Below are 21,016 nucleotides of genomic sequence, written 5' to 3' on the forward strand. Positions count from 1 at the left end.
GAAAACACCCCGGGCCCCGCCGATAATCGGGGAAACCCAATAACAGGTGAGCTTATGAATCCAAAGTCTGGATTGTGTGCCGGCCTTCTGTTTTTTCTGGTAACTCCGGTCTATGCCGAGGTTTACCGCAATGTCGATTCCTACGGCAACGTGACCTACTCTGACGAGCCCAGCGAAGGCTCTGAAGCGGTGGAGGTCAAGCCGGTCACTACAATCACCCTGCCCAAGCCAGAGGTGGTGCAGGAAACCGACAAGCTGCGTGAAGAAGTTCAGCGGGAAGGCGCTGCCTACGAAAGCGTTTCTTTCGCCTATCCGGATAACAACCAGGCGTTCAACAGTGGCAGCGGCGATGTTCAGTTCGAAGTTCGCAGCACCCCTGGCCTGCAGCCCGGCCACAAATACGAGGTGACTCTGGACGGGCAGCCTGTCGGTCAGAGTTCTTCCGGCTCAATCACCGTCAACAACGTGTTCCGTGGAACCCATGAAGCTCGCGCACACATCGTCGATGAAAACGGTGTTCAGGTAAAAACCGGCTCACCGATCACGTTTACTGTTCACCGCCCTTCCGCTTTGAACTGACCCTGCCAACCCGGCGATTCGCACTATTATGGTGCGCGCGCACCAGAAAAAAGCCATACTCTGATCAGCAACGGGGCGAATTTTCCGTGCTGGTCAGAGGCATTCCCCCCATTTGCACCAGCTTACGGCACTTTTCAGCGCCAATACGCCCCTCTGCCCGCACTTTGCCCATTCATTTATGAACCGGGCTCAAAGTGGTTCGCTTTTTGCAAAACTCCGGAAGTCACTTTATGTCGAACCAACGGGATTCACGCATGGCACTGCCCTCGGCCCATCAAACGGGATACAAGAGCATTCTCGACAGCCTCACCACGGCTGTTCTGGTGCTCGAGGATAGCTTGGCTATCCAGTACCTTAACCCGGCCGCCGAGAGCCTGTTCGAAACCAGCATGACTCGTAGCCAGGGCCAACCCTTCCAGGACATTCTGGTCGAATCCGAGGACGCCCTGAAAACCCTGTTCGCCGCCGTTCAGAACGGGCAATCCTACACCCGAAGGGAGGCCGAGTTTCTTCTGACCAGCGGTTCACGGCTCACGGTGGATTATTCCGTAACGCCCATCAGCCTGGAGCCGACGGAACTGCTGATCGAAATCCAGCCCAGGGACAGGCTGATGCGGATCAGCCGTGAGGAAGACATCATCTCCCAGCAGGAGACCACCCGTATTCTGGTCCGTGGTATGGCCCACGAGATCAAGAACCCGCTTGGCGGAATTCGGGGCGCGGCCCAGCTGCTTGACCGGGAACTCAGCAGTGAAGACCAGCGGGAATACACGCGGGTCATCATTGACGAGGCGGACCGCCTCAGGAGCCTTGTCGACCGGATGCTGGGACCCAACAAGGCGCTAAAACTGGCGCCGACCAACATCCATGAAATCCTGGAGCGAGTGGGCACCCTGCTTGAGGCGGAAAGCAAAGGCCGACTGAATTTCGAGCGGGATTACGACCCCAGCATTCCCGAGTTCAAAGGCGACAAGGAACAACTCATCCAGGCGTTCCTGAATATTGCCAGGAACGCCATGGAAGCGGCCTTCGAAAACCAGAGCGGTCACGGCTCCGAGGAGCCTCCGACCATTACCTTCCGCACCCGCACCCTGCGTCAGTTCACCATTGGCAACCGACGCCACAAGCTGGTGTGCCGGGTCGACGTTATCGACAACGGCCCGGGAATTCCGCCGGAGCTGGTGCAGAACATTTTCTATCCGATGATCAGTGGCCGTGCCAGTGGCACCGGTCTGGGGCTTTCCATCACCCAGAGCATCATTGGTCAACACCGCGGACTGGTTGAATGCGAAAGCGAGCCAGGCCGAACCGACTTCATCATCTTCCTGCCTCTGGAGGACACCCCATGAGCCAACCGGCGAACGTCTGGATCATAGACGACGACCGCAGTATTCGCTGGGTGCTGGAGCGCGCCCTTAACCAGGCCGGTATGCAGCCCCGAGTTTTTGAGAGTGGCGAAAGCATCATGATGCGGCTGGAGCACGAACAGCCGGATGCCATCGTCAGCGACATCCGGATGCCCGGTGTCGACGGCATCACACTTCTTTCCCAGATCGTGGACGCTCACCCGGACGTGCCCGTGATCATCATGACCGCGCACTCGGACCTCGAGAGCGCGGTGACCAGCTACCAGACCGGCGCATTCGAATACCTTCCCAAGCCGTTCGATGTGGATGATGCCGTCGCGCTGGTCAAACGGGCCGTCGCCCACAGCCACGAAAAACGGGCCAGTGGTGAACCCCAGGCCGAGATGGCCCAGCGAAACGCCGAAATTATTGGTGAAGCACCGGCCATGCAGGAAGTTTTCCGCGCGATCGGCAGGCTGTCCCACTCCAACATTACCGTACTGATCAACGGGGAGAGCGGCACAGGCAAGGAACTGGTCGCCCAGGCACTGCATAACCACAGCCCCAGGGCCAACCACCCGTTCATTGCCCTGAACATGGCCGCTATTCCGAAAGACCTGATTGAATCCGAACTGTTTGGCCACGAAAAAGGCGCCTTTACCGGCGCCGGCGCCGCCCGCCAGGGTCGTTTCGAACAGTCCAACGGCGGCACACTGTTCCTTGATGAAATCGGCGACATGCCCGCCGACACCCAGACACGACTATTGCGGGTTCTGGCCGACGGCGAGTTCTACCGAGTGGGTGGCACCACGCCCATCAAAGTGGACGTGCGCATCATCGCTGCAACGCACCAGGATCTGGAAAAGCTGGTGCAGGCGGGGACCTTCCGGGAAGACCTCTTCCACCGCCTGAACGTTATTCGCGTGCATCTGCCCAAGCTGGCAGAACGCCGGGAAGACATCCCCCGGCTGATGCAGCACTTCCTGAAACGGGCCGCAAAAGAACTGGCCGTAGAGCCCAAGATACTGCGCGAAGAGGCCGAGGAATACCTCACCACCCTGCCCTGGCCGGGCAACGTCCGCCAGCTGGAGAACACCTGCCGCTGGCTGACCGTGATGGCCAGTGGCCGCGAGATCCACATTGATGACCTGCCGCCGGAACTGCTGCACCAGGCGGAGACACCGACCACGGGAACGACCTGGCAGGAGGGTCTGAAAAACTGGGCCGAACAGGAGCTCAAGCGGGGTAAGAAAGGGATTCTCGATACGGCTGTGCCCGAGTTCGAGAAAATCATGATCGAAACAGCGCTGAAACACACCGGCGGCCGCCGCCGTGATGCCTCGATTCTTCTGGGTTGGGGGCGGAACACGCTGACCCGGAAGATCAATGAGTTAGGGATGGATCATCCGGAACACGAAGACGACTGACGATTGGCGAACCGCCGGGGTTCGTTGATGTTTTGGGGCAGGACTCAGGTCCTGCCCTTTTTTATCGTTCCTGCCAGTAGATCACTCTGTCGTGGCCCCGATAGACGCCGAACGTTGCCAGCCCAATCGGATCTTCGAGAGTGCCATCATCATTCCAATCAAACTCCAGCCATGAGTCGACATTCCAGACCAACGAATCGGTTCCACGGGTTCCGTTCGGCACGAGTTCCAGCGGCGGAGCCTCGCCCATTGAGAAGGTGTCGCTTGGAGGCGCACCGGCACTGAGCGAATGATGGTTTTCCGAATTGGTCAAATCAGCTGTATTCCACGTTGTGCAGCTATCATCCATGTGGATCATGAAACGGGATCCGTCCCAGTATTCAAGCCTGAATGGCATTTCGAGTGACCCGATATTTTCAGGACCATAGACGTTCTCAAGGGTGAACCGGCCAAACCGGATATCGAACGCGGCCATAGGTGTAAACGGGTAAGGAGCAGCGGCGGCTGCTACACCATCAGAATCAACCAGGCTGGTAACGGAAAATTCAAGCTGGGGAACGAAAGGCGCAATCTGGGCATCAGGCGACTTGTTATACACGAAGCTGTCCGACGCCGAGAAATCATACTGCATCAATCCTGAGCCCAGCGAAGACACAGGTGCTGTGAGGTTGCCTCCAATCTCGGTTGGAGAGAGCGTCATAAAAGCGCCAGCCCTGTCGACGGCTGCAGTGTCGGAGCTTGGATACAAGCGGTTGATATCAGATGCCACAAGCTTCTGGAAGCCAGTGAATGTGTAGTTCAGGGTACGAGTTCCCTGGACAGAAAGCGGCTCAATGGTCAACGACGGCGTGACCAGCCAGTCAAAGGTCTCGCCGGTGTAAACAAAAGGAGATCCTGTAGAGCACTGCGCCTCAAACTCGCCGGGATCGACAGATACCCGAAAACGGTCAGGGTAAAAGCGTCCGATCGGCACACTACGCCCACTGGGAACATCTCGCCCAAGATAGCTTCCCGGTACGGGAGAAGCCTCAAAACGGAAAACACCGACCTCCGAGACCTCGGTTGCCACAATTTCTTCTGCCGATGAGGATCTCGTGTGGGAGTAACTGACCGGCGTTACGGAACCGGAAGCCCCGCCGGCCGGTTGAACGAGGGTAGTCGATAACGGAATATCCAGTAATCGGAAATTCGGCGTGACCGGATTACCCTGGCACAGGTCACCATCACCACTCTGCTCCCAACCTACTGCGGTAATCGAGAGATCAAACGACTGTCCGGCTTTCCTGAATGCAGGACAGGTCGAGTCTCCGACCGGGCAATCACCCGCCGATGTCACACAAAAGCCGGCCGGAACACTAACAAAACTGTCTGCTCCCGGCATTTGCAAACCGTCATCGTTGGTGGCTGTCGAACCGAGATAAAGGGCGTCGAGGTTTATCAGGCCTGCGTCGGAATAGAGAACATCCACCTCTGCAATACCGCCAGTACCGAACTGAAGGCTGATCGGCGTGGCGTTCGCCTGGCCGGATCCAACCTCCGTATTTTCAACGAACACCGGACGGCTCTCGGGACGACCGGACGGCCCCGGATCAACATAAGTCGACCAGAAATTCACCTCCCGCTGCACATTTTCAAAAGCCGGAACGCACGCGCCAGTCTGGTTGTCTCGGCGCACGGCCCTTATCTGGATTGAGGTCGCTGATTGGTGAGAAATCAGGTCTGGTATATTGAAGGCCAGACCCGCATCAAGGAAAGGCAGATCGCAAGCGGCGGCTGAAACGCTGCCACCTCCGTTATCACAGAGAGTCTGGGTAAAGGCCTTCGTTGAAGGATTTGAGGATGCAATGGCCAGGCTCGCCGTTCCCGCCGTCGTGATCTGCAGCTGGCGAGTAGCCTGGCCGCCACTGAATGAAAAACTGTCACCACCAACCCATCCCGAAGGGCTTAATGTCACATCCACCGGGTCCGTAAAAAGCACGCTGCAATCGGAATTTTCACAGGCTCTGACCGTTACTGTTTCCGGCTGACAGGTCAGTGCTGTGCCGTCATGCACAAACTCGAAGTGATCAACCAACTTCCCAACCGGATTCAGCTTTTCGGCGCAAAGCTGCAAATCATCCAGCTCATGGATATTGGTGGAACCACCCGTTGAGCCAGTCAAAGAAAGGTAGAAATTCTCGGGCGTCGCCGGCTGATTCGGAAAACTGCTCAGGTCCAGTTGAACAAGCTGTTGGAAGTTGTTGCCTGTCCCTGAAACATCCCTCTCGACGGAGACAATCGGACCGACACCGCCTCTAGAGTCAACAATTATCCGATAGCGGTGAGGCGTCGGATTGTTACCGGGCTGGTCAATCCCCGGGTTCAGGGAGCCGGTCCCTCCGAGGTATTGGTAGCTACTCTGGGAGGCACCACGGATTGCGACTGCGTCCCGAACAAAGCCGATACCGCCCACGCGCCCCTCACTGGCGTTGGAAAAGTTTCCGAATTCGTCCAGACCAATACCCAGCCAACCACCCGCGAATCCGGGATCGCCATTGTTGCGCTGGGCGTATCCGAGCGAGCCCCCAAAGCTCCCGGGCTGTGGGGTAACAGAGGCATCCGACAGCACAACCGTCAGGCCATCAGCACCGTTGCCACCGTAAGCAAAATAGTCGAATTCCAGTCGAACGTAGTTGTCCGCTCCGGGGATCAGATTCTGGAACGTTGCCGCTGTCGCCTGGTTCCCGGAGGCCTCTGTCATACGGAGGCGACCGTTAACAATACCGGGTGTAAAGCTGCCGCTGGAAACATTGGTGATCCAGTCATCCGGCGACAGGGTGGCAGTACCAAAGGTATCGCCAGCACAAGTCAATGGGGAGGAGCTGCCGTCAATGACAACATCGTCAATGTGCCAGAAATCGAAGTTACCGCTGTTGCCTGATTCCTGAACGAACCGTATCCGGAAATCACTGTGAAATGCATCGGGCGGCAGTGTGAAGACGACATCGCCGGACTCACCGTTGGTCCCGTTACCCGGATATCGGTCAATCAGTTCCCAGTTGCCGGCATCATCAAGATACTCGACCCGAAGGTCTTCACCGCCATCCGGATCTTCACTGAAAGCATCATCACCCCGCCTCCACCAATAGGCGACGGTGCCCGATGTCAGCCCGGAAAGATCGATAGGCGCAAGCGTAACCTCGGCAGAGCCGCTGGAGGTATACAGAGAACGAACGGGACTCTTGCTGGTTTGCGCACTGATACCGGCATCACCGCCGGACGCTGTCACCACAGACCAGTCGGGCCCAAGAGAACCGCGTTCGAAATCGTCGCAGAAAAGGGCCGTCAATGTGCTGCAGAATCCGCCCGTCTCTTCATTACCTACAACAAAAAAGGCTCCCGGATCAGAGAGGTTGTTGTAGTGGGTTCTCAGCCAGTCACCAGAGCGGGGCCGTGAAGAGATTCGGACCTCATCAACGTCGCCATTCAGAATGGTTTCACCGTTGCCCTGAACGATGCCATAACCAGACCTGTAGGGCTGAGACGTTACGTTGAGATCTCTGCCTGCACAGTCGTTATCGGATGCAACCTGTTGCCCGTTAATGTAAGCACGAGTGGTGGTCCCGTCGAAACTGATGGCGTAGTGAGCCCAACCGGTACTTGCACTACCGCCATCGAACCAGGCCTCGGTGTTGCCGCAGGTCACGCCCCACGTAATACCGTTGTTCTGCCTGACGGCAATTCGAAAAAAGTAGTTGGCACCCCAGCCAATAACATTACCTTTCCAGAGAATCGGGTGATGATCGCTTCCTGACTGGTTGCCGGATACCCTTGCCCAGGCTTCGGCAGTAAAACTCGTTGACAGCCCCGGATTACCAAAATCAAAAAATCGTACCGCCGGATCTTCAGATTGTCCGTTAGCGAACTGCCCCGGATGCGCTCTTGCACCGGCGACAATGCCATTGTTGAGATACGTCGGGTAATTGTTGCCCTGCCCTAACAGGTCGCCATTATTCAGGTTGGCGGTCGAATCTTCTAACGTCGTCTGCCGCCCACCTGGCTCTTCCAGGTGATGAACCATTTGAAAGTCGTTGTCCCAGGTGCCAGCTGGACTCTCCTGGTTTCCCGCCGATGGATTGCCGTAATACAGGTAGAGACTGGTATTGGCGGATGCCAACAGGGTTGGAATCCGGATCCACGCCACCAACTCACCAGAATTTCCATCATAGCGCTCTAGCTCATGGTCAAGTTTGGTTCCATCCTCAAGTGCGAAAACAATGTCATCGCCGTCCGCTTGGGCGGAATTTGCCAGATCCGCGTCTATTGCCCTGAACATAACCGTGAAATCTGCCTGATCACCCACCACCTGACTGGCCTGGATCTGGATCGCCTTGCGGTAATTCCAGTCAGGATCAAACCATGCGGCCTCAGAAAATCCGGCCCAAGCCATTAAAACCAGTACAGATAGCAAACCGGATATCGGGCGGTTGGTTCTGGTCCACTTCATCTGACACGCACCTCAATTGTCCGGACAGCCCGATCAGGTCCGCTGCCACACTGCCCCGTACTGGCAATCGAAAAAACCGTGTTGCCACCGGGGCCACTGATGTTTTCTGTAACGGATTCACAGGTCAGCGCAGCGCTGCAACCGTTGAGCGCTGATGCGGAGAAGGACAAAGGCGTTGTCAAAGCGCTGCAATTACCCGCCTCAAGCACATCCCTCACGGCCACCTGCGCGCCACTCTCTGCTGCATAGAACGCCCTCTGGGACTGAATCTGCAGGCTGACAGAGTCACCGCTGGCCTGCTGCAGTTGAGCCATGCCAATCACCAGGAGAGCCAGCACGGTGATAATGAACAAGGCAACGGGCAGACCAGCGCCGCCCTGATTAACCAGATTGCGAGGCTCAGGGTACATTGCGAATCTGAACCTCCTGGCTGATATCGGTAGTCTCACCAGAATCCGGATCCGCCAGCACAAAGCCGAACGAAACCACCGCGCCTCTCCGCAGGCTTGGCGGCGTTACCTGGAAATTCATTGAGTTGGTCGCCAGTGTCGCGGCCATGACCTCCCGACCCGGATAGTTCGACGGCAGGCCCGATGCGGGTGAGGCGTTGATGCCGTAGTTCCGGTAGCGATACAGATACGCCCCTACCTGACAAACAGAAACCGGCTGGCCCACAATATAAAAGCGGCGTTCCGGCGACTGCGCCGAAAAACGATGTGTTGCCCCCGAATCGAAGGTAACGGTCACCGGGGAAGGACCGGAGGGCATAGTCGCCAGTGGCGAGATCGGCCCGGGACTGCCCGGGCTGTATACGTCTGACCCGTAGCCATACACCACCACCCGCCCAGAGGCAGATGCTCCGGCTGGCAGTGGGACAGCCCGAAATGAATCCGGATTTGCGCCTCGGGGAAGATCGAGATAGTTGGAGGCGGCCAGAATCGGCATCCACTCAAGGCAACTGCCACTCGCATTGGTTCTGATGGATGTTGGCAGCGCCTCCCGAACCTCGCGACTGATCTGCTCACTGATCACCACACCAGCGAGGGAACGCTGTTGCCGGGAGCTGACATCCAGTGCGCCCTGCGTGGACAGACTGACAAAGCGGACCGAGATCGTGGCCACGATGGCCAGCAATACGATCACCATGACAAGTTCTACCAGGGTGAAGCCACGGCCCGCACGCATCAGAAGTTGGCCCGGTATGCGGTGAATGAAAAGGTCTGGTTTCCTGGGGCGATGATCTCGAGATCAATCCGCTTGGCTTCATCTGCGGGCAAGCCAACTTCCGTTCCAGCACAGGCAATGGCGATCGAAATCGAGAAACCGGAGTAGCCACTCAGAGCGGCACCGGTAGCGGTCGATGGCGCCCCGGTAAGACCATCATAGTCATCGACATCGTCAAAGGTCGTTCGCCCTTCGGAACCTTCCGGGCCAATGGAACATGCGCCCGAAAACTTGGGGGAACCACCCTGGGGCGTCTGGTCATCGTATTTCTGGGTCAGAATCTCATCCATGTAGAGCTGAGCAAGCTTTACAGCACGGGTCTGATTCAACGGGTCAGCACTTCGACCTGTGATCAGCGAAAACGCACCGACAACGCCGGCAATGGCAACGCTGATGATCACGATCGTGATCACCAGTTCCACCAGGGTTGCGCCAGTTTGAGTCGACCTCATGACTGGCAGCTCCCGGCGTACACCGCGCCCAGAGAACTTAGGCAGGTCTGGAAGGTACTGTCACCTGAAAAGGTAAATTGCAGATTGGTGCCGGTTGAAGGCGCCCCTTTGTTGTCAAAGGTCAGGGTCAATGGCAACCCACCCGGAGCTGACAGGCTGGTGCCTTCCCGGGCTATTTCGAAGGTCCGCGCATTGCCGGAACCAGCTCCCACAATGAATCGGAAGTTATCCCCACCCTGCTCAATGGTCAGGGTATTGGCGGGATTCCCCGCCAGCGCTGCCTGCTGGGCGAGCAGCGTGGCGGAGGCAAGTTGCTGGGTAGCCAGCAAGGGGGAGAAGGCCGAGCGGCTGGCGAACAGGCCAATACCCAGAGCGGAGAGAACTCCGATCAGGATGATGACCATCACCAGCTCAATTACGGTGAACCCAGATTCCAGCTTCTCAACCGGCACTTAGGGTACTCCCGAGCTCGTCCTGCCCCAGTTCGAAATCCAATATGATCTCGGAATTTCAATCAATAAATCAGCAACCACCGTCATTAACCGTAACGCTGTAGCTGCTCGTTATTGGACCGGTGTTATCAGTCGCAGCATTTGCAGCGGTGTACTGGACAGCACAATTGGCCTGAATCTCAAGGGTAATGGTATCCCCACCAGCGGTACCACCAGCATCGGTTGTTGAAACTGTATAGTCATTGGTTGTATCTACGTCGATCGCAGCAACAATGCCGTCGGTATCCGCCGTAGGGTAGCCGTTAACCATAGTGACTGTTTGGCCTTCCAGGGTCACACTCGTACCAAGCGTGCTCCCACTTGCAAGCTGCGCCGAGTGAGCAATTGAAGCCGCTGACTTCATCGCACCAGCGAGCCCTTGAAGGGATGAAGAGCGGGCATCTCCTCCCAAATCCGCAAACCTCGGCAAAGCAAACGCCGCCAGAATGCCCAGAATCACAATCACCATGACCAATTCGATCAAGGTGAAGCCTTTCTCTTTTCTTGCCGCAATGGCTGTCATCGCTTTCATGGTACTTCTCCGTTCTTCCGTTTGGGTTTGTTAAATCAGTTGATTGTGGTTGTGATTTCGCCGGTGTCGGCGTCGTAACCAATTGTGCTGCCCTGCCCGTCGAGCTGGTAGGTGTAAACACAGTCACTCCCCGGATCACCGTCGGAATCGGCCTGGATCGTTACCTCGTAATCCGGGTTGGTGCCGGTGATACTCGGCGCGTTGGATTGCAGAACCCCAGCCCAGACCTGCTGACAGCGTGCTTCAGTCATATCTGCACTGGTAACGTCATTGGTTGCGGTCGGCCAGCCCTCATCGCTAACGTCAACGTTGTCATTCCCAAAGCCCTGGACATTGGCGGTCGCCGTTGTCAGGCCGTTGGACACCCACTGGGTCTTTGTCAGCGCCACGCCTGCAGAAAGAGCCCCCGCAGTTGCCCGAATACTGGACTGATGCGCCTGCTCGGAAAGCTGGGCAAACCGGGGCAAAGCGAAGGCGGCAAGAATTGCCAGGATGGCAATGACGACCACCAGCTCAATCAGAGTGAAACCCTTTCGTCTGTTCGTTCTAAAATCCCGCTTCATAGCGTCGGCCTCTCTACGGTTTCGTTCGTCTGTCTGGTCAGCGTTGCGCATCCTGCGTTTGCGCTGCTTCTTCTGTCAACGACACCGGGGCGAGTTTTAACCCCGTCAGCCGTTCTTCCTGCTCCCGCGCACCATTCCCGTTGCGGTCTGCAAATTCCGTTGTCACTGTCCAGGCCAGAGGCTGCTCTTCATTGGCTTGCCGACTGTCTATGGTTATCGGCTGCCCTGGTTTATAAATTAACCAGCCTTTGGGCCCGTTTTCTGTTTCTTTTTGTTCTTTAACCCGGAAACACCAGGTCGCCGGTGCCAGTTGTTCGGCCTGGCACTGCCCTTTGTAATTGCCCCAATGATGTTCCACCAGCTCAAACGGGTTGATGCCCCGATGCTCCGCAAGGCGCCCGCCACGGCTCAGCATCACTTCTGCACCCTTGATCACCAGGGCCGATCTCAGCTGGCTGATCACCATGTTAGCGGCCCGCTCTTCGGCATTTCGGGTTTCCCGCTCCAACACACCGAGCAGGAACCACCACAGCACGCCCAGCACGATTACCACGACTGCCAGACGAAACTTGCGGGAAAGCGAGTACCCGCTGGCGTCCGCCAGTTTTGCCGCTGGCACTCAGCCCCGCCCCATGGCGGCGGCCCCCAGGTCCCAGATCGGGAGGAACACACCCAGTGCCAGAATCAAAACCAGAACGCCCATGGCCACAATCAATATCGGCTCAATCGACTCCGCCAGCCGCTTGAGGCCGTAGTCGACATCCTCATCGTAAAAATCCGCCACGTTGTTGAGCATGTCGTCCACGGAGCCGGTTTCCTCGCCCACCGCAATCATCTGCAGAATCAACGGGGTGAACATTTCGCTGTGCCTGGCTGTTCTGAGCAGGCTCTCGCCTCTCTCGATGCCGGCTCGCATATCCTTGATGTGACTCGAGATCCACGCGTTATCAGTTGTATCAGCCACCACGGTTAACGCGGTTGTCACGGGCATACCCGCGGACAGCATGGTAGCAAAGTTCCTCGAAAACCGGCTGAGCGTGATCAATTCCAGCAGCGGTCCGATAATGGGTAACTTGAGTTTGTAACGATCCCAGGTCAGCCGCCCCTGTTCCGTTTGTTTCCACTGCCGCAGCAACAGTCCGCCAGCGGCAACCGCAAACAGCATCACGTACCAGTAGGCGAGGAGGAAATTGGAGGTTCCAACCAGCACCTGAGTCAGGAACGGCAAGTCCGCCCCCAGTTTGTTGAATACCGACGCGAATTTCGGGATAACCAGAAAGTTCACGATCATCAGTGCCGATAACAGGGCAATGATGACAAACATCGGATAACGCATCGCCTGCTTCAGACGCCGCTTGGTATCCCGCTCCAGCTCGAGAATTTCCGACAGGCGCCGGAAGGCGTCGTCGAGCATCCCGGTGTTCTCGCCCACGTGGATCATGGCAATGAACAGCTCGGAGAACACCTTGGGGTGGGCCTGCATGGCGGCCGCCATAGTTGTGCCGCCCTCAAGCCGGGTGGTCACATCTTCCAGAACTTCCGCCAGCACCGGAGATCGGGAGGTCTCAGCCAGGCCACGCATGGTTCGGATCAGGGGAATGCCAGCCTTGGTCAGCGCATGCATCTGGCGGCAGAACACAATCAGCTCATCGAGGGTGACCTTCTTCCGGAAAATCGGCAGGCGATTCAATCGATCGATGACGGATTCCGTTTCCTGTACCTCCCGGATGGCGAGCGGAGTAATACCCCGGCGCATCAGTTCGGTGGCAGCAGCATCGGCATTGGGAGCGCCCAGCAAACCCTGCTGGACACCGCCACGATCATCCTTGCCCCGGTAGCTGAACTGCATCAGGCATCTCCCCCGGCCGGCCCAACAGGCTCATCCGGTAAAGGAATCTCGTCATCCGGTGAGTACTCGCCTTCGGAAGTGGCGGCCACCCGTGCCACTTCTTCAAGTGTGGTGGTGCCCTGCAACGCGAAATCCATGGCGCATTGCCCGAGCGGTCGATAAAGCGGGCTCACACGAGCTGCCTTGGTAAAACCGGAGACGTCCTGGCGCCGAAGGGCATCCAGCATGGCCTCGTTCATTTCCAGCATCTCGTAAACGCCGATCCGTCCCTTATAGCCTGTGTTGCTGCACTGGTAACAACCACGGCCATGAACGAAACCGGCCTCTAGATCCAGAGGATCCAGATCAAAACTGCGCAGCCAGACCAGTTCCTGTTCCGTGGGCGTGTAGGCTTCGGCACAGTTATCACAGACCCGCCGTACCAGACGCTGGGCAACAACGCCGAGCAGGGAGCTGGCCACCAGAAAGGGCTCCGCCCCCATATCAATCAGCCGCATCGCACTGCTGATGGAATCGTTGGTGTGCAGGGTGGAGAGCACCAGGTGGCCGGTCATGGCCGCTCGCAGGCCGATTTCCACGGTCTCGCGATCTCGCATCTCCCCTACCAGGATCACGTCGGGATCCTGTCGCAGCGCGGATCGCAGTACATTCGCAAATTCCAGCCCGATTTTCGGGTTCACCTGCACCTGGGTAATCCGGGGCAGGCGGTATTCCACCGGATCCTCGGCGGTGATGATTTTCACTTCCGGGCGGTTCAGTTCCGTCAGGGCGCCATAAAGCGTGGTGGTTTTACCGCTACCAGTGGGGCCGGTCACCAGTATCATGCCGTGGGGCTTCTTGATCATCCGGCGGAACCTTTCCAGCAGCTGTGCCGGCATCCCCGTGCCGTCCAGGTTCAACATGCCCTGGCTCTGGTCCAGCAAACGCATCACCACGGATTCGCCGTACTGAACGGGCATGGTGGACACCCGCACGTCGATACTGCGCCCCTTGACCCGGACGTTGAAGCGCCCGTCCTGGGGCATCCTCTTTTCAGAGATGTTCAGGCCTGCCATCAGCTTCAGGCGCAACACCAGCGCGGCATTGACCCGTTTCTCCTTCATCACCTGTTCCTGAAGCACGCCATCCACCCGCTGCCGTATACGGACCACAGTTTCATCGGGCTCAATGTGGATGTCCGAACTACGCGCCTGCACAGCATCCTCGAACAGCGTTTGCAGCAGTTTGACCACGGGTGCTTCGGCGCTTTCAGACTCGGCAGACAGATCTGCCAGGTCGAAGGCATCGTCGCCCAGTTCATCCTCCAGCTCTTCCGCCAGGGAGGCGATTTCGTCGGTGCGCCGGTAGACCAGATCCAGGGTGTTAAGCAGTTCGCTTTCCCGCACCACTGCCTGTTTGATGGGCTGCTTCAGAATGCGAACCAGCTCATCGTAGGCAAAGATGTCCAGAGGATCGGCCATGCCCACGAGCAATTCGCCACCATGCTCCGCCAGCACGATACTGCGGAACCGACGGGCCATGGCTTCCGGGAGCTTTTTTACCAGCTCATTGTTGAACTGGTAGTGACGCAGCTGCACAAAAGGTACATCAAGCTGACGGGACAGGATATTGAGCAGGCTGTCCTCGTCCACATAGCCAAGATCAGTCAGTGTCTTGCCAAGCTTGCGTCCGGTGCTTTTCTGCTCGCGCAGGGCCGTCATCAGCTGCTGCTCAGTGATGACATCATTCTGCACCAGCAGGTCGCCTAACCGGACTTTCTTTTTTGGCTCTGTCGTCATCATCCCGCCTGCAAAGATTTCAGTCGTTCACGAACATAATCCGCCAGGGAAGGCGAAAGCCCGGGTAACTGGACAGCCTGGCTGTAAGCCCGAACCGCACTATTGATCTCACCGCCCGCCTCCAGAGCAATCGCCAGGCCCACCCACCAGGCCGCGCGGCTGTCGTCCTCGGCAATCAGGGCCGACCAGTGTCGGGCCGCGTCGGCATTGCGGCCGGCCTGTTGCAACAAGGTCGCCAGGGTTACCCGATATTCCACGTTCTGGCGCACAGCGGGCACACTGCTCTCCAGGGCAGCGATTGCATCAGGCAGCCTGCCCTTGGCGTGGAGCGCCCGGGCCCTGAGAAGTCGCAGACCGGCATCGCTGTCCGTCACCGATTCCGGAAGCCATGCCAGTGCCCGGTCAGGCATTTCCTGCACCAACATCTGACGCGCGAAAACTTCCCGACTGGCCGTCGCGGCCTGAGCAGCGGCCAGTTCCTGTAGCTTTTGCTCGGCTTCCCGAGTTTCACCGCTTCTCAGTAATGAGGCCAGCTCCCGGCTAACGCGGCGATCAATGGCGTCGGGCGTCTCACGAATCTGCTTCACCGACGGGGTTGGCACCTCCGCTTCCTGGGCAGGCTTGCTTTCTGCCACCACCGGCTTACTGACGGCGGCTTCAGGCTCGGAAGCTTCGACTCTTACCGGTTCGGGCTTTGGCTCTGGCTCGACCGCCTCGGCTACTTCCCTGGCTTTGGGTTCGGGCTGTACCACGGCGGGGGGCTCAGGGGCTGGTGGCTGCTGGCTGACCGGCTCATTCTCGACCCTGGACACAGCTGGCTCGATGGTATCTTGCCCAACGTCCGCAGACTGCGAATCAGCTGAACTCTTTTCGGTTCCGGCATCCTGATCAATTGGCGGCGCCATGGCGGTTTCCGACGCTGGCAGGGCGCTCACATCGACAGGCATCTCTTCAATGCCGGCCCGAGTCATGAACCAGAAGGCTGAAGCGCCAACCAAGCCCACGGCCAAGAGCAATACAACTGCCCAGAGCCCGGAACGCGGGCGGCCTCGCGATTGCGATTGCCCGGCATAGGCAGCCGCCACTTCCGGACGGTTCTGACGTTGTTCTGCCGCTCGCAGGGCATCGTTCAGGAGACTCATAGCCACCTCCCGATCAGCCCCGGCAAGCGAACGCTCTCGGTGTCGCGGATGGCCTGCATGGCATGGCCCCGCTCGATAAGACGGTCGCCCCGACCCCAGGCCGCCAACATGGACTTGTGGGCAAGGATATTAACCAGCCTCGGAATACCACCGGAAGCCCGGGTAATCAGACGAAGCGCACCCGGCGCGAAAAGGTCAGCGCCGTTATAGCCGGCCTGCGCCAGGCGATGACGCAAATACTGGGCAACCGAGTTTCGGTCCAGTGGCGCCAGGCGGTAGTGGAAGGTGATGCGCTGATTCAGTTGGCGCAGGCTCTGCTTTTTAAGCAATACATCGAGTTCCGGCTGACCAAACAGGACCACCTGCAGCAGCCGGACACTCTCGGTTTCCAGGTTCGTTAACAGACGCAACGCCTCGATGGTTTCCTCAGGCATGGCCTGGGCCTCGTCAATCACCAGAACGACCGATTTCTGATCCATGGCATGGTTGATCAACTTTTCGTTGATGGCCTTGAGAACCTGGTGCGCATTGGCGCAGCCAGACATATCCACCCCCAACTCCTCGGCCACGGCTTCGTACAGGGTATCCGGAGTAAGTTGTGGGTTCGGGATGTAGGCGGTGTGCGCAACCTGCTCGAGCTCGTTGAGCAAGAGCCGGCACAACAGGGTTTTACCTGTGCCCACTTCTCCGGAGATCTTGATGAAGCCCTCCCGCTCTTTCAGCGCCACCAACAAGAGTTCCAGCGCATCGCCATGGCTGGGCGCCCGCAGAAAATAGCGGGTGTTGGGCGTCAATGCGAACGGTGCTTCCTGCAGTCCGAAATGGGCTTCGTACATGCTATCGAACGGCTTTCTCCGGTTCCGGTGTGACGGATTCAGACGATTGCAGCAACTCACGCAGCACATTCATGCGCTCCCGGCTGGCAGAAACATCCGCGTTCATCTCCGGCGTTCCGGCCACAACCGGGCGCAGAAGGATGACCAGTTCGCTCTTGCGCGACTGGAAACGCCGTTGCTTGAACAGTTCGCCCACCAGCGGGATCTCGCTGAAGAAGGGAACCGCGGAATTGTTGTCCTCACTGGAGTTCTGGATCAGACCACCGATTACCACAATCTGGCCGCTCTCGGCGCGGATCACGCTGTCGGTTTCACGAACCGTGCTGCTGGCCAGGGGCAGCGTGACGTCCCGCTCGCCAATGGTGATCACCTTTTCCTGATCGGTCACCTCACTGACGGAGGGATGTACGTGCAGGGTGATCACACCGCTTTCGGAAATCTGGGGAGTGACATCCAGCGAAATGCCGGAGAAGAAGGGGGTCAACTCCACGGAGGTTGATGTTGAATCCGTGGCCGTCACGGCGGAATTGTTGTCGTCGAAATCAATATCGGTCACGAAGAACTCGTCGGTACCGACCTTGATGACCGCCTTCTGATTATTAATTGTGGAGATTCTTGGGCTGGACAAGATCTGGACATTACCCTGGCTCCCCAACAGCTCAATCAGGGCCGTAAAACTGCCCTCCCTGAAAGTGGCTGAAAAAAGGCCGCCTATGTCCGATGTCTGTATTACCTGTCCTGCAAGAGCCTGCGCAGTGAATTCTGCCGGAAGGCCATCACTGGCGATTACCGATGACGCACTCTGAATATCCGACCAGTTAATGCCCTGCTGATAGCTCTCGTTCAGTCCGATCTCCAAAATCTTCGCTTCCAGGATCACCTGACGCTGCATAATTAACTCAGTGCGGCGCAGATACTCCTCAACCATGCGCAAATCCTCGAAACCCGCCCGGACCATCACCAGACCGGCACCTGGATTAACGATTACCTGCTGGCCATCACCGCCACCGACAATCATGCTCAACGCGCGTTGGATGTCCTGCCAGAAATCCGACGCCGTTTCCGTGGAAATGGTGGTTCCCACCAGGTTGCGCGTCTCGCCGGAACCGGTGTTGTCGCCATTGCTATTGGAGCTACCGGAACTGCCACTGCGTGCCCCCGTCACCTGCCCGGAACTTACGCGGGTCTCGGAGCCGCCTCTGCGTTTGAAATGCAGGTAATCAATGGGAAACATCCGCGTCTGGACCTGATCCGCCTGAACACGGAACAGCCGGCCATTGCGACGGATATCCAGGCCATACAGATCGCCGGCAATATCCATGACTTCCGGTACGGTGACATCACCCAGTCGGAGATCGATACTGGTAGCGACATCGGGATGAACCACAACGTTGTAGCGGGTCCCCTCGACCAGCGATTCAAAAAAGCTTGCGGCAGGCACGCCCCGGGCATTGACGTCAAAACGTTCGTCCAGATCCGCGCTGCCTGACAGTGGCGGCAGCAATGCAGCGCTTACGTCCGCAGGCAAAGGCGCTGAAGGCTCAGCCGACGTGGGCGCTGCCGGTGCTGGTTGCGTGGCCTCTTCGAGGCTTTGGTCAATGGCGTCCGCAGCATCGGTTGAGGTAGCTGTCGCCGAGCGCATCAACGGGTTGTTACTGCACGCCGTCAATATCAGGCTCAACGCCAGTGCGCCAGTGATTTTAATGGTTGTCATGAATATCCGATTGTCTGTCATTGAGTTCCCCGAACCTGCGGAAGTCTCTCCAGGTACAACACCCGTTCGCGGCCGTTATCCGTTACCAGAACACGATTGGCATAGATCCGGATAACCCGCACGTTGTCAAAACCCTGGCCTTCCCTGAGGGCCTCACCTTCGATTACGGCGACACGCCTGTCCTTGCTGAAAAGAATGGAATCCAGAGCCAGTGACCGCTCTGGCGCCGGCTTGGCAACTTTGGCCTGCGGACCCGGCGGCCGGGTCGGATCCTGCAGTGCCAGGGCCGGGCCGGCAAACAAAAGCAAATAGCCGAGCGCCATGCAAAACCACCGACGTGCTGTTTTATTCAGGCGTTTGCTCATCTCATACCCCCAGCCAGGCCTGATCCAGGCTCAGCGTTTGCACTCTGATGACGGCCTCACCCGAGGGCCATTCTCCCGCGCTGTATTCCAGCCTGATCCAGCCGAGGCGCTCATCCATCGCCTCCAGCCGCTGCAGGTACTTCAGTACATCGAGATAGCTCCCCTTGATCCGGAGCTCGACATCGTGTGCATACAGCAGTGGCTCAGGCGCCGCCTGCGACTCCTGAGAGGACTGCTCGGGTGCACCCGGTGCGAAAACCGGGGTTGGAGCCTGTAACTCGAGGGTCTGCAACTCCAGCGATTCCTGGGCTGCCAGAATATTCCTGAGCAATGCCACCATCGCCGTGGGTGCGATCAATTGCCCCGTGGTATCCGCGATCTGCTGATCGAGCCGTCCCAGTCTCTGCTGACGGGCGCTTAGCTGATTCCGCAATTCCCGGGACGGATCGGTCGCGAGCTGTGCATCGAGCGTCTGTTGCTGCGCCAGCAGGTCGTCCCGACTGGTGGACAGCGTCTGGAGGCGATTTTCCAGGCTCTGGTGCCGTTGTTGCAATGGCGTAACCGCAAGCTCCCAGGCCAGAACCAGGACAAGCACCAGCGCCGTGAGCAGAATCAGTGCCCGCTCACGAATCGGGCGCAGGTTATACCACTGCGCCGCTCGTGCCAGGGAAGTGTTGGACGCATCCGCCATCAGTTGGCCTCCCCATCGCGTTTACTGGAAACATGAAAATCGATCCAGCGGCCTTCCTCCGACCGCGACAACCGGAACACGCCAAAGGTTTTTCCGGCAAAGGCCGCCTCGTCGCCCAGATTTTCAAGGTATCGGGGCACCAGAGCGCCATCACGGCTTCGTCCCTCAATGGTGACCTTGTCCGGGCCTGACTCGAGAGTAACGTCGGTTAGCCAAACGTCTTTCGGGATCTGCCGGGCCAGTGCTGACAATTGCGGCGAGAAGTTGCGGCCTTCCGAGAGCACCAGGCTCTCCACCCTTTCTAACAAGCGCTGGCGCCGGGCAAGGATCTGGGTAACGCGCTTCAGAGCCTCCTCCACTTCCGCATTCGGCTGGCGGGCTTGAACCGCCGCTGAAAGCTCCGCCACGGCCTGCTCAAGCTGCTGATTCTGCCGATCCAGACGCGAGGCCTTATTGGCCATCACGGAGTTCTCGTAGGTCAGGAATCCGGCCACGAACGCCACCAGCAGCAACCCCACGAGCAGAACACCAACCGCCACCCCCGCCTGGAGCCTTTCCTTACGCGGGCGAAGCTCGTCTGTGTAGAGATTGACCTGCTGGATCATGGGCGCCCGTCCTCCGGCATTGGCAAGCATGCGCTCCAGGCAGGCAGGCAACGACTGTCCAGATCGGCCTGAAGGCCCAGGGCGCTCCAGTCGAGGGTTTCGATACCAGCGGCCACATAGGAGGACAGCATGGAGGCGAGTGGCAGGACACTATCACGGGCAATAAGACGAATCGTCGCCGGCGGCACCTGGCCCAGTTGGCTTTCGTAATAGTCCAGGGAACGCTGCATTTCCAGAGCCAACGACTGGACGGCCGATTCCTGGCGGGCAGCATCACGGAGGTCTTCGGAGGTCACATCCAGTTTGCGCGACAGATACAGGGTATTGTCTCTGCAGATCACCATCTGGCCGTAATTGTCTTTCAAATGCACCAGTGCTGCCCCGCGACGATTCTCATCCAGCCGGCACACCAGGTTTCGCAACGCAAGCTCGGCAATATCAATGCGCTCCAGCTCCAGGCCTGCTTCCTGAACCAGCCGAACCAGTTCCGAGACCAGTACTTTCCTGGCTGCGACCACGTTAACCAGCTCACCGCGGCCACGGGAAGCATCCCGGGGGAAGGGAAACACATCGGAAACCGCCTCAGACGGACTGAAATCCAGAAAGTCCTTCAGCTTCCACTTAAGGGCATCGCCCAGCTCCGATTCCTCGATGCCTTCCGGGCGATCCATCTGGAATACCTGGTACTGGTCCAGAGGCAGCACAAGCGTCGTCGCAGCGCCCGACCAACCGTGACTTTCCACCAGCGCGGCGAGGGCCTCCAGACGCCTGGCAGGCAGACAATCACTGAAGCCCGATCGCCCTGCATCGGATCCGGCGGATTCCGCCCAGGCAATGCCGTCCGGGCGGATCTCAAGGCATACCCGCAAGCGTGCCCCGGAGCGCCTGAACAGGCCGGTCAGCTTTCTGAGAATTGATGTCTTTGTCATGGAGTCC

At 58.2% G+C, this 21,016-nt stretch carries 20 protein-coding genes; 3 read left to right on the forward strand and 17 right to left on the reverse strand.

Annotated features, from left to right (window positions below; all coding sequences use genetic code 11):
• Positions 1-54: 54 nt before the first annotated feature.
• The 3 genes from ACWJ62_RS18815 to ntrC all read left to right on the forward strand — a co-directional run bounded on the left by ACWJ62_RS18815 (position 55) and on the right by ntrC (position 3,352).
• Positions 55-579, forward strand: a complete 525-nt coding sequence (locus ACWJ62_RS18815) for a DUF4124 domain-containing protein (RefSeq protein WP_449287571.1) — start codon at positions 55-57, stop codon at positions 577-579.
• Positions 580-833: 254 nt separating this feature from the next.
• Entirely contained in the window at positions 834-1,928 is a 1,095-nt protein-coding gene (glnL, locus tag ACWJ62_RS18820) for a nitrogen regulation protein NR(II) (RefSeq protein ID WP_449287609.1), read from the forward strand.
• Positions 1,925-3,352 carry a nitrogen regulation protein NR(I) gene (ntrC, locus tag ACWJ62_RS18825; protein ID WP_449287572.1) on the forward strand — a complete coding sequence of 476 codons (1,428 nt, stop codon included), beginning with the start codon at positions 1,925-1,927 and terminating at the stop codon, positions 3,350-3,352. Before glnL ends, ntrC begins: the two co-directional genes overlap by 4 nt.
• Positions 3,353-3,413: 61 nt before the next feature.
• Here ntrC and ACWJ62_RS18830 read toward each other — a convergent pair whose 3' ends face one another.
• The 17 genes from ACWJ62_RS18830 to ACWJ62_RS18910 all read right to left on the reverse strand — a co-directional run bounded on the left by ACWJ62_RS18830 (position 3,414) and on the right by ACWJ62_RS18910 (position 21,009).
• Positions 3,414-7,838 carry a DUF2341 domain-containing protein gene (locus ACWJ62_RS18830; protein ID WP_449287573.1) on the reverse strand — a complete coding sequence of 1,475 codons (4,425 nt, stop codon included), beginning with the start codon at positions 7,836-7,838 and terminating at the stop codon, positions 3,414-3,416.
• Positions 7,835-8,248: a hypothetical protein gene (locus ACWJ62_RS18835; RefSeq protein WP_449287574.1), complete on the reverse strand. Its 414-nt coding sequence runs from the start codon at positions 8,246-8,248 to the stop codon at positions 7,835-7,837. Before ACWJ62_RS18835 ends, ACWJ62_RS18830 begins: the two co-directional genes overlap by 4 nt.
• Positions 8,238-9,023, reverse strand: a complete 786-nt coding sequence (locus ACWJ62_RS18840; RefSeq protein ID WP_449287575.1) for a PulJ/GspJ family protein — start codon at positions 9,021-9,023, stop codon at positions 8,238-8,240. Before ACWJ62_RS18840 ends, ACWJ62_RS18835 begins: the two co-directional genes overlap by 11 nt.
• On the reverse strand, positions 9,023-9,514 hold the full coding sequence (locus tag ACWJ62_RS18845; protein WP_449287576.1) for a type IV pilus modification PilV family protein: 492 nt from the start codon (positions 9,512-9,514) through the stop codon (positions 9,023-9,025). Before ACWJ62_RS18845 ends, ACWJ62_RS18840 begins: the two co-directional genes overlap by 1 nt.
• The gene (locus tag ACWJ62_RS18850; RefSeq protein ID WP_449287577.1) at positions 9,511-9,966 is read right to left on the reverse strand and encodes a pilus assembly FimT family protein; all 456 of its coding nucleotides are present in this window, start codon (positions 9,964-9,966) and stop codon (positions 9,511-9,513) included. Before ACWJ62_RS18850 ends, ACWJ62_RS18845 begins: the two co-directional genes overlap by 4 nt.
• A 70-nt stretch (positions 9,967-10,036) precedes the next feature.
• Entirely contained in the window at positions 10,037-10,537 is a 501-nt protein-coding gene (locus ACWJ62_RS18855; RefSeq protein WP_449287578.1) for a type II secretion system protein, read from the reverse strand.
• 35 nt (positions 10,538-10,572) lie between these two features.
• Positions 10,573-11,100 (reverse strand): prepilin-type N-terminal cleavage/methylation domain-containing protein, encoded by a 528-nt coding sequence (locus ACWJ62_RS18860; RefSeq protein WP_449287579.1) that lies wholly within the window; start codon positions 11,098-11,100, stop codon positions 10,573-10,575.
• A gap of 37 nt (positions 11,101-11,137) precedes the next feature.
• A complete protein-coding gene (locus tag ACWJ62_RS18865; RefSeq protein ID WP_449287580.1) occupies positions 11,138-11,719 on the reverse strand; it encodes a hypothetical protein in 582 nt (193 codons plus the stop codon).
• Complete coding sequence (locus ACWJ62_RS18870) at positions 11,720-12,949, reverse strand: type II secretion system F family protein (RefSeq protein ID WP_449287581.1); 1,230 nt, start codon at positions 12,947-12,949, stop codon at positions 11,720-11,722.
• Positions 12,949-14,727, reverse strand: coding sequence for a GspE/PulE family protein (locus ACWJ62_RS18875; RefSeq protein WP_449287582.1), 1,779 nt, complete (start codon positions 14,725-14,727; stop codon positions 12,949-12,951). The genes ACWJ62_RS18870 and ACWJ62_RS18875 overlap by 1 nt, the downstream gene beginning before the upstream one ends.
• A complete protein-coding gene (locus ACWJ62_RS18880) occupies positions 14,727-15,869 on the reverse strand; it encodes a tetratricopeptide repeat protein (protein WP_449287583.1) in 1,143 nt (380 codons plus the stop codon). The genes ACWJ62_RS18875 and ACWJ62_RS18880 overlap by 1 nt, the downstream gene beginning before the upstream one ends.
• Entirely contained in the window at positions 15,866-16,705 is an 840-nt protein-coding gene (locus ACWJ62_RS18885; protein WP_449287584.1) for an ExeA family protein, read from the reverse strand. Before ACWJ62_RS18885 ends, ACWJ62_RS18880 begins: the two co-directional genes overlap by 4 nt.
• 1 nt (position 16,706) lies before the next feature.
• On the reverse strand, positions 16,707-18,419 hold the full coding sequence (gene mshL / locus ACWJ62_RS18890; protein WP_449287585.1) for a pilus (MSHA type) biogenesis protein MshL: 1,713 nt from the start codon (positions 18,417-18,419) through the stop codon (positions 16,707-16,709).
• Positions 18,420-18,436: 17 nt separating this feature from the next.
• Positions 18,437-18,742 carry a hypothetical protein gene (locus ACWJ62_RS18895; protein ID WP_449287586.1) on the reverse strand — a complete coding sequence of 102 codons (306 nt, stop codon included), beginning with the start codon at positions 18,740-18,742 and terminating at the stop codon, positions 18,437-18,439.
• 43 nt (positions 18,743-18,785) lie between these two features.
• Positions 18,786-19,475, reverse strand: a complete 690-nt coding sequence (gene gspM, locus ACWJ62_RS18900) for a type II secretion system protein GspM (protein WP_449287587.1) — start codon at positions 19,473-19,475, stop codon at positions 18,786-18,788.
• The gene (locus ACWJ62_RS18905) at positions 19,475-20,080 is read right to left on the reverse strand and encodes a PilN domain-containing protein (RefSeq protein ID WP_449287588.1); all 606 of its coding nucleotides are present in this window, start codon (positions 20,078-20,080) and stop codon (positions 19,475-19,477) included. The genes gspM and ACWJ62_RS18905 overlap by 1 nt, the downstream gene beginning before the upstream one ends.
• Positions 20,077-21,009, reverse strand: a complete 933-nt coding sequence (locus tag ACWJ62_RS18910; RefSeq protein WP_449287589.1) for a biogenesis protein MshI — start codon at positions 21,007-21,009, stop codon at positions 20,077-20,079. Before ACWJ62_RS18910 ends, ACWJ62_RS18905 begins: the two co-directional genes overlap by 4 nt.
• Positions 21,010-21,016: the final 7 nt, after the last annotated feature.

The organism is Marinobacter sp. PE14, from assembly GCF_053566155.1.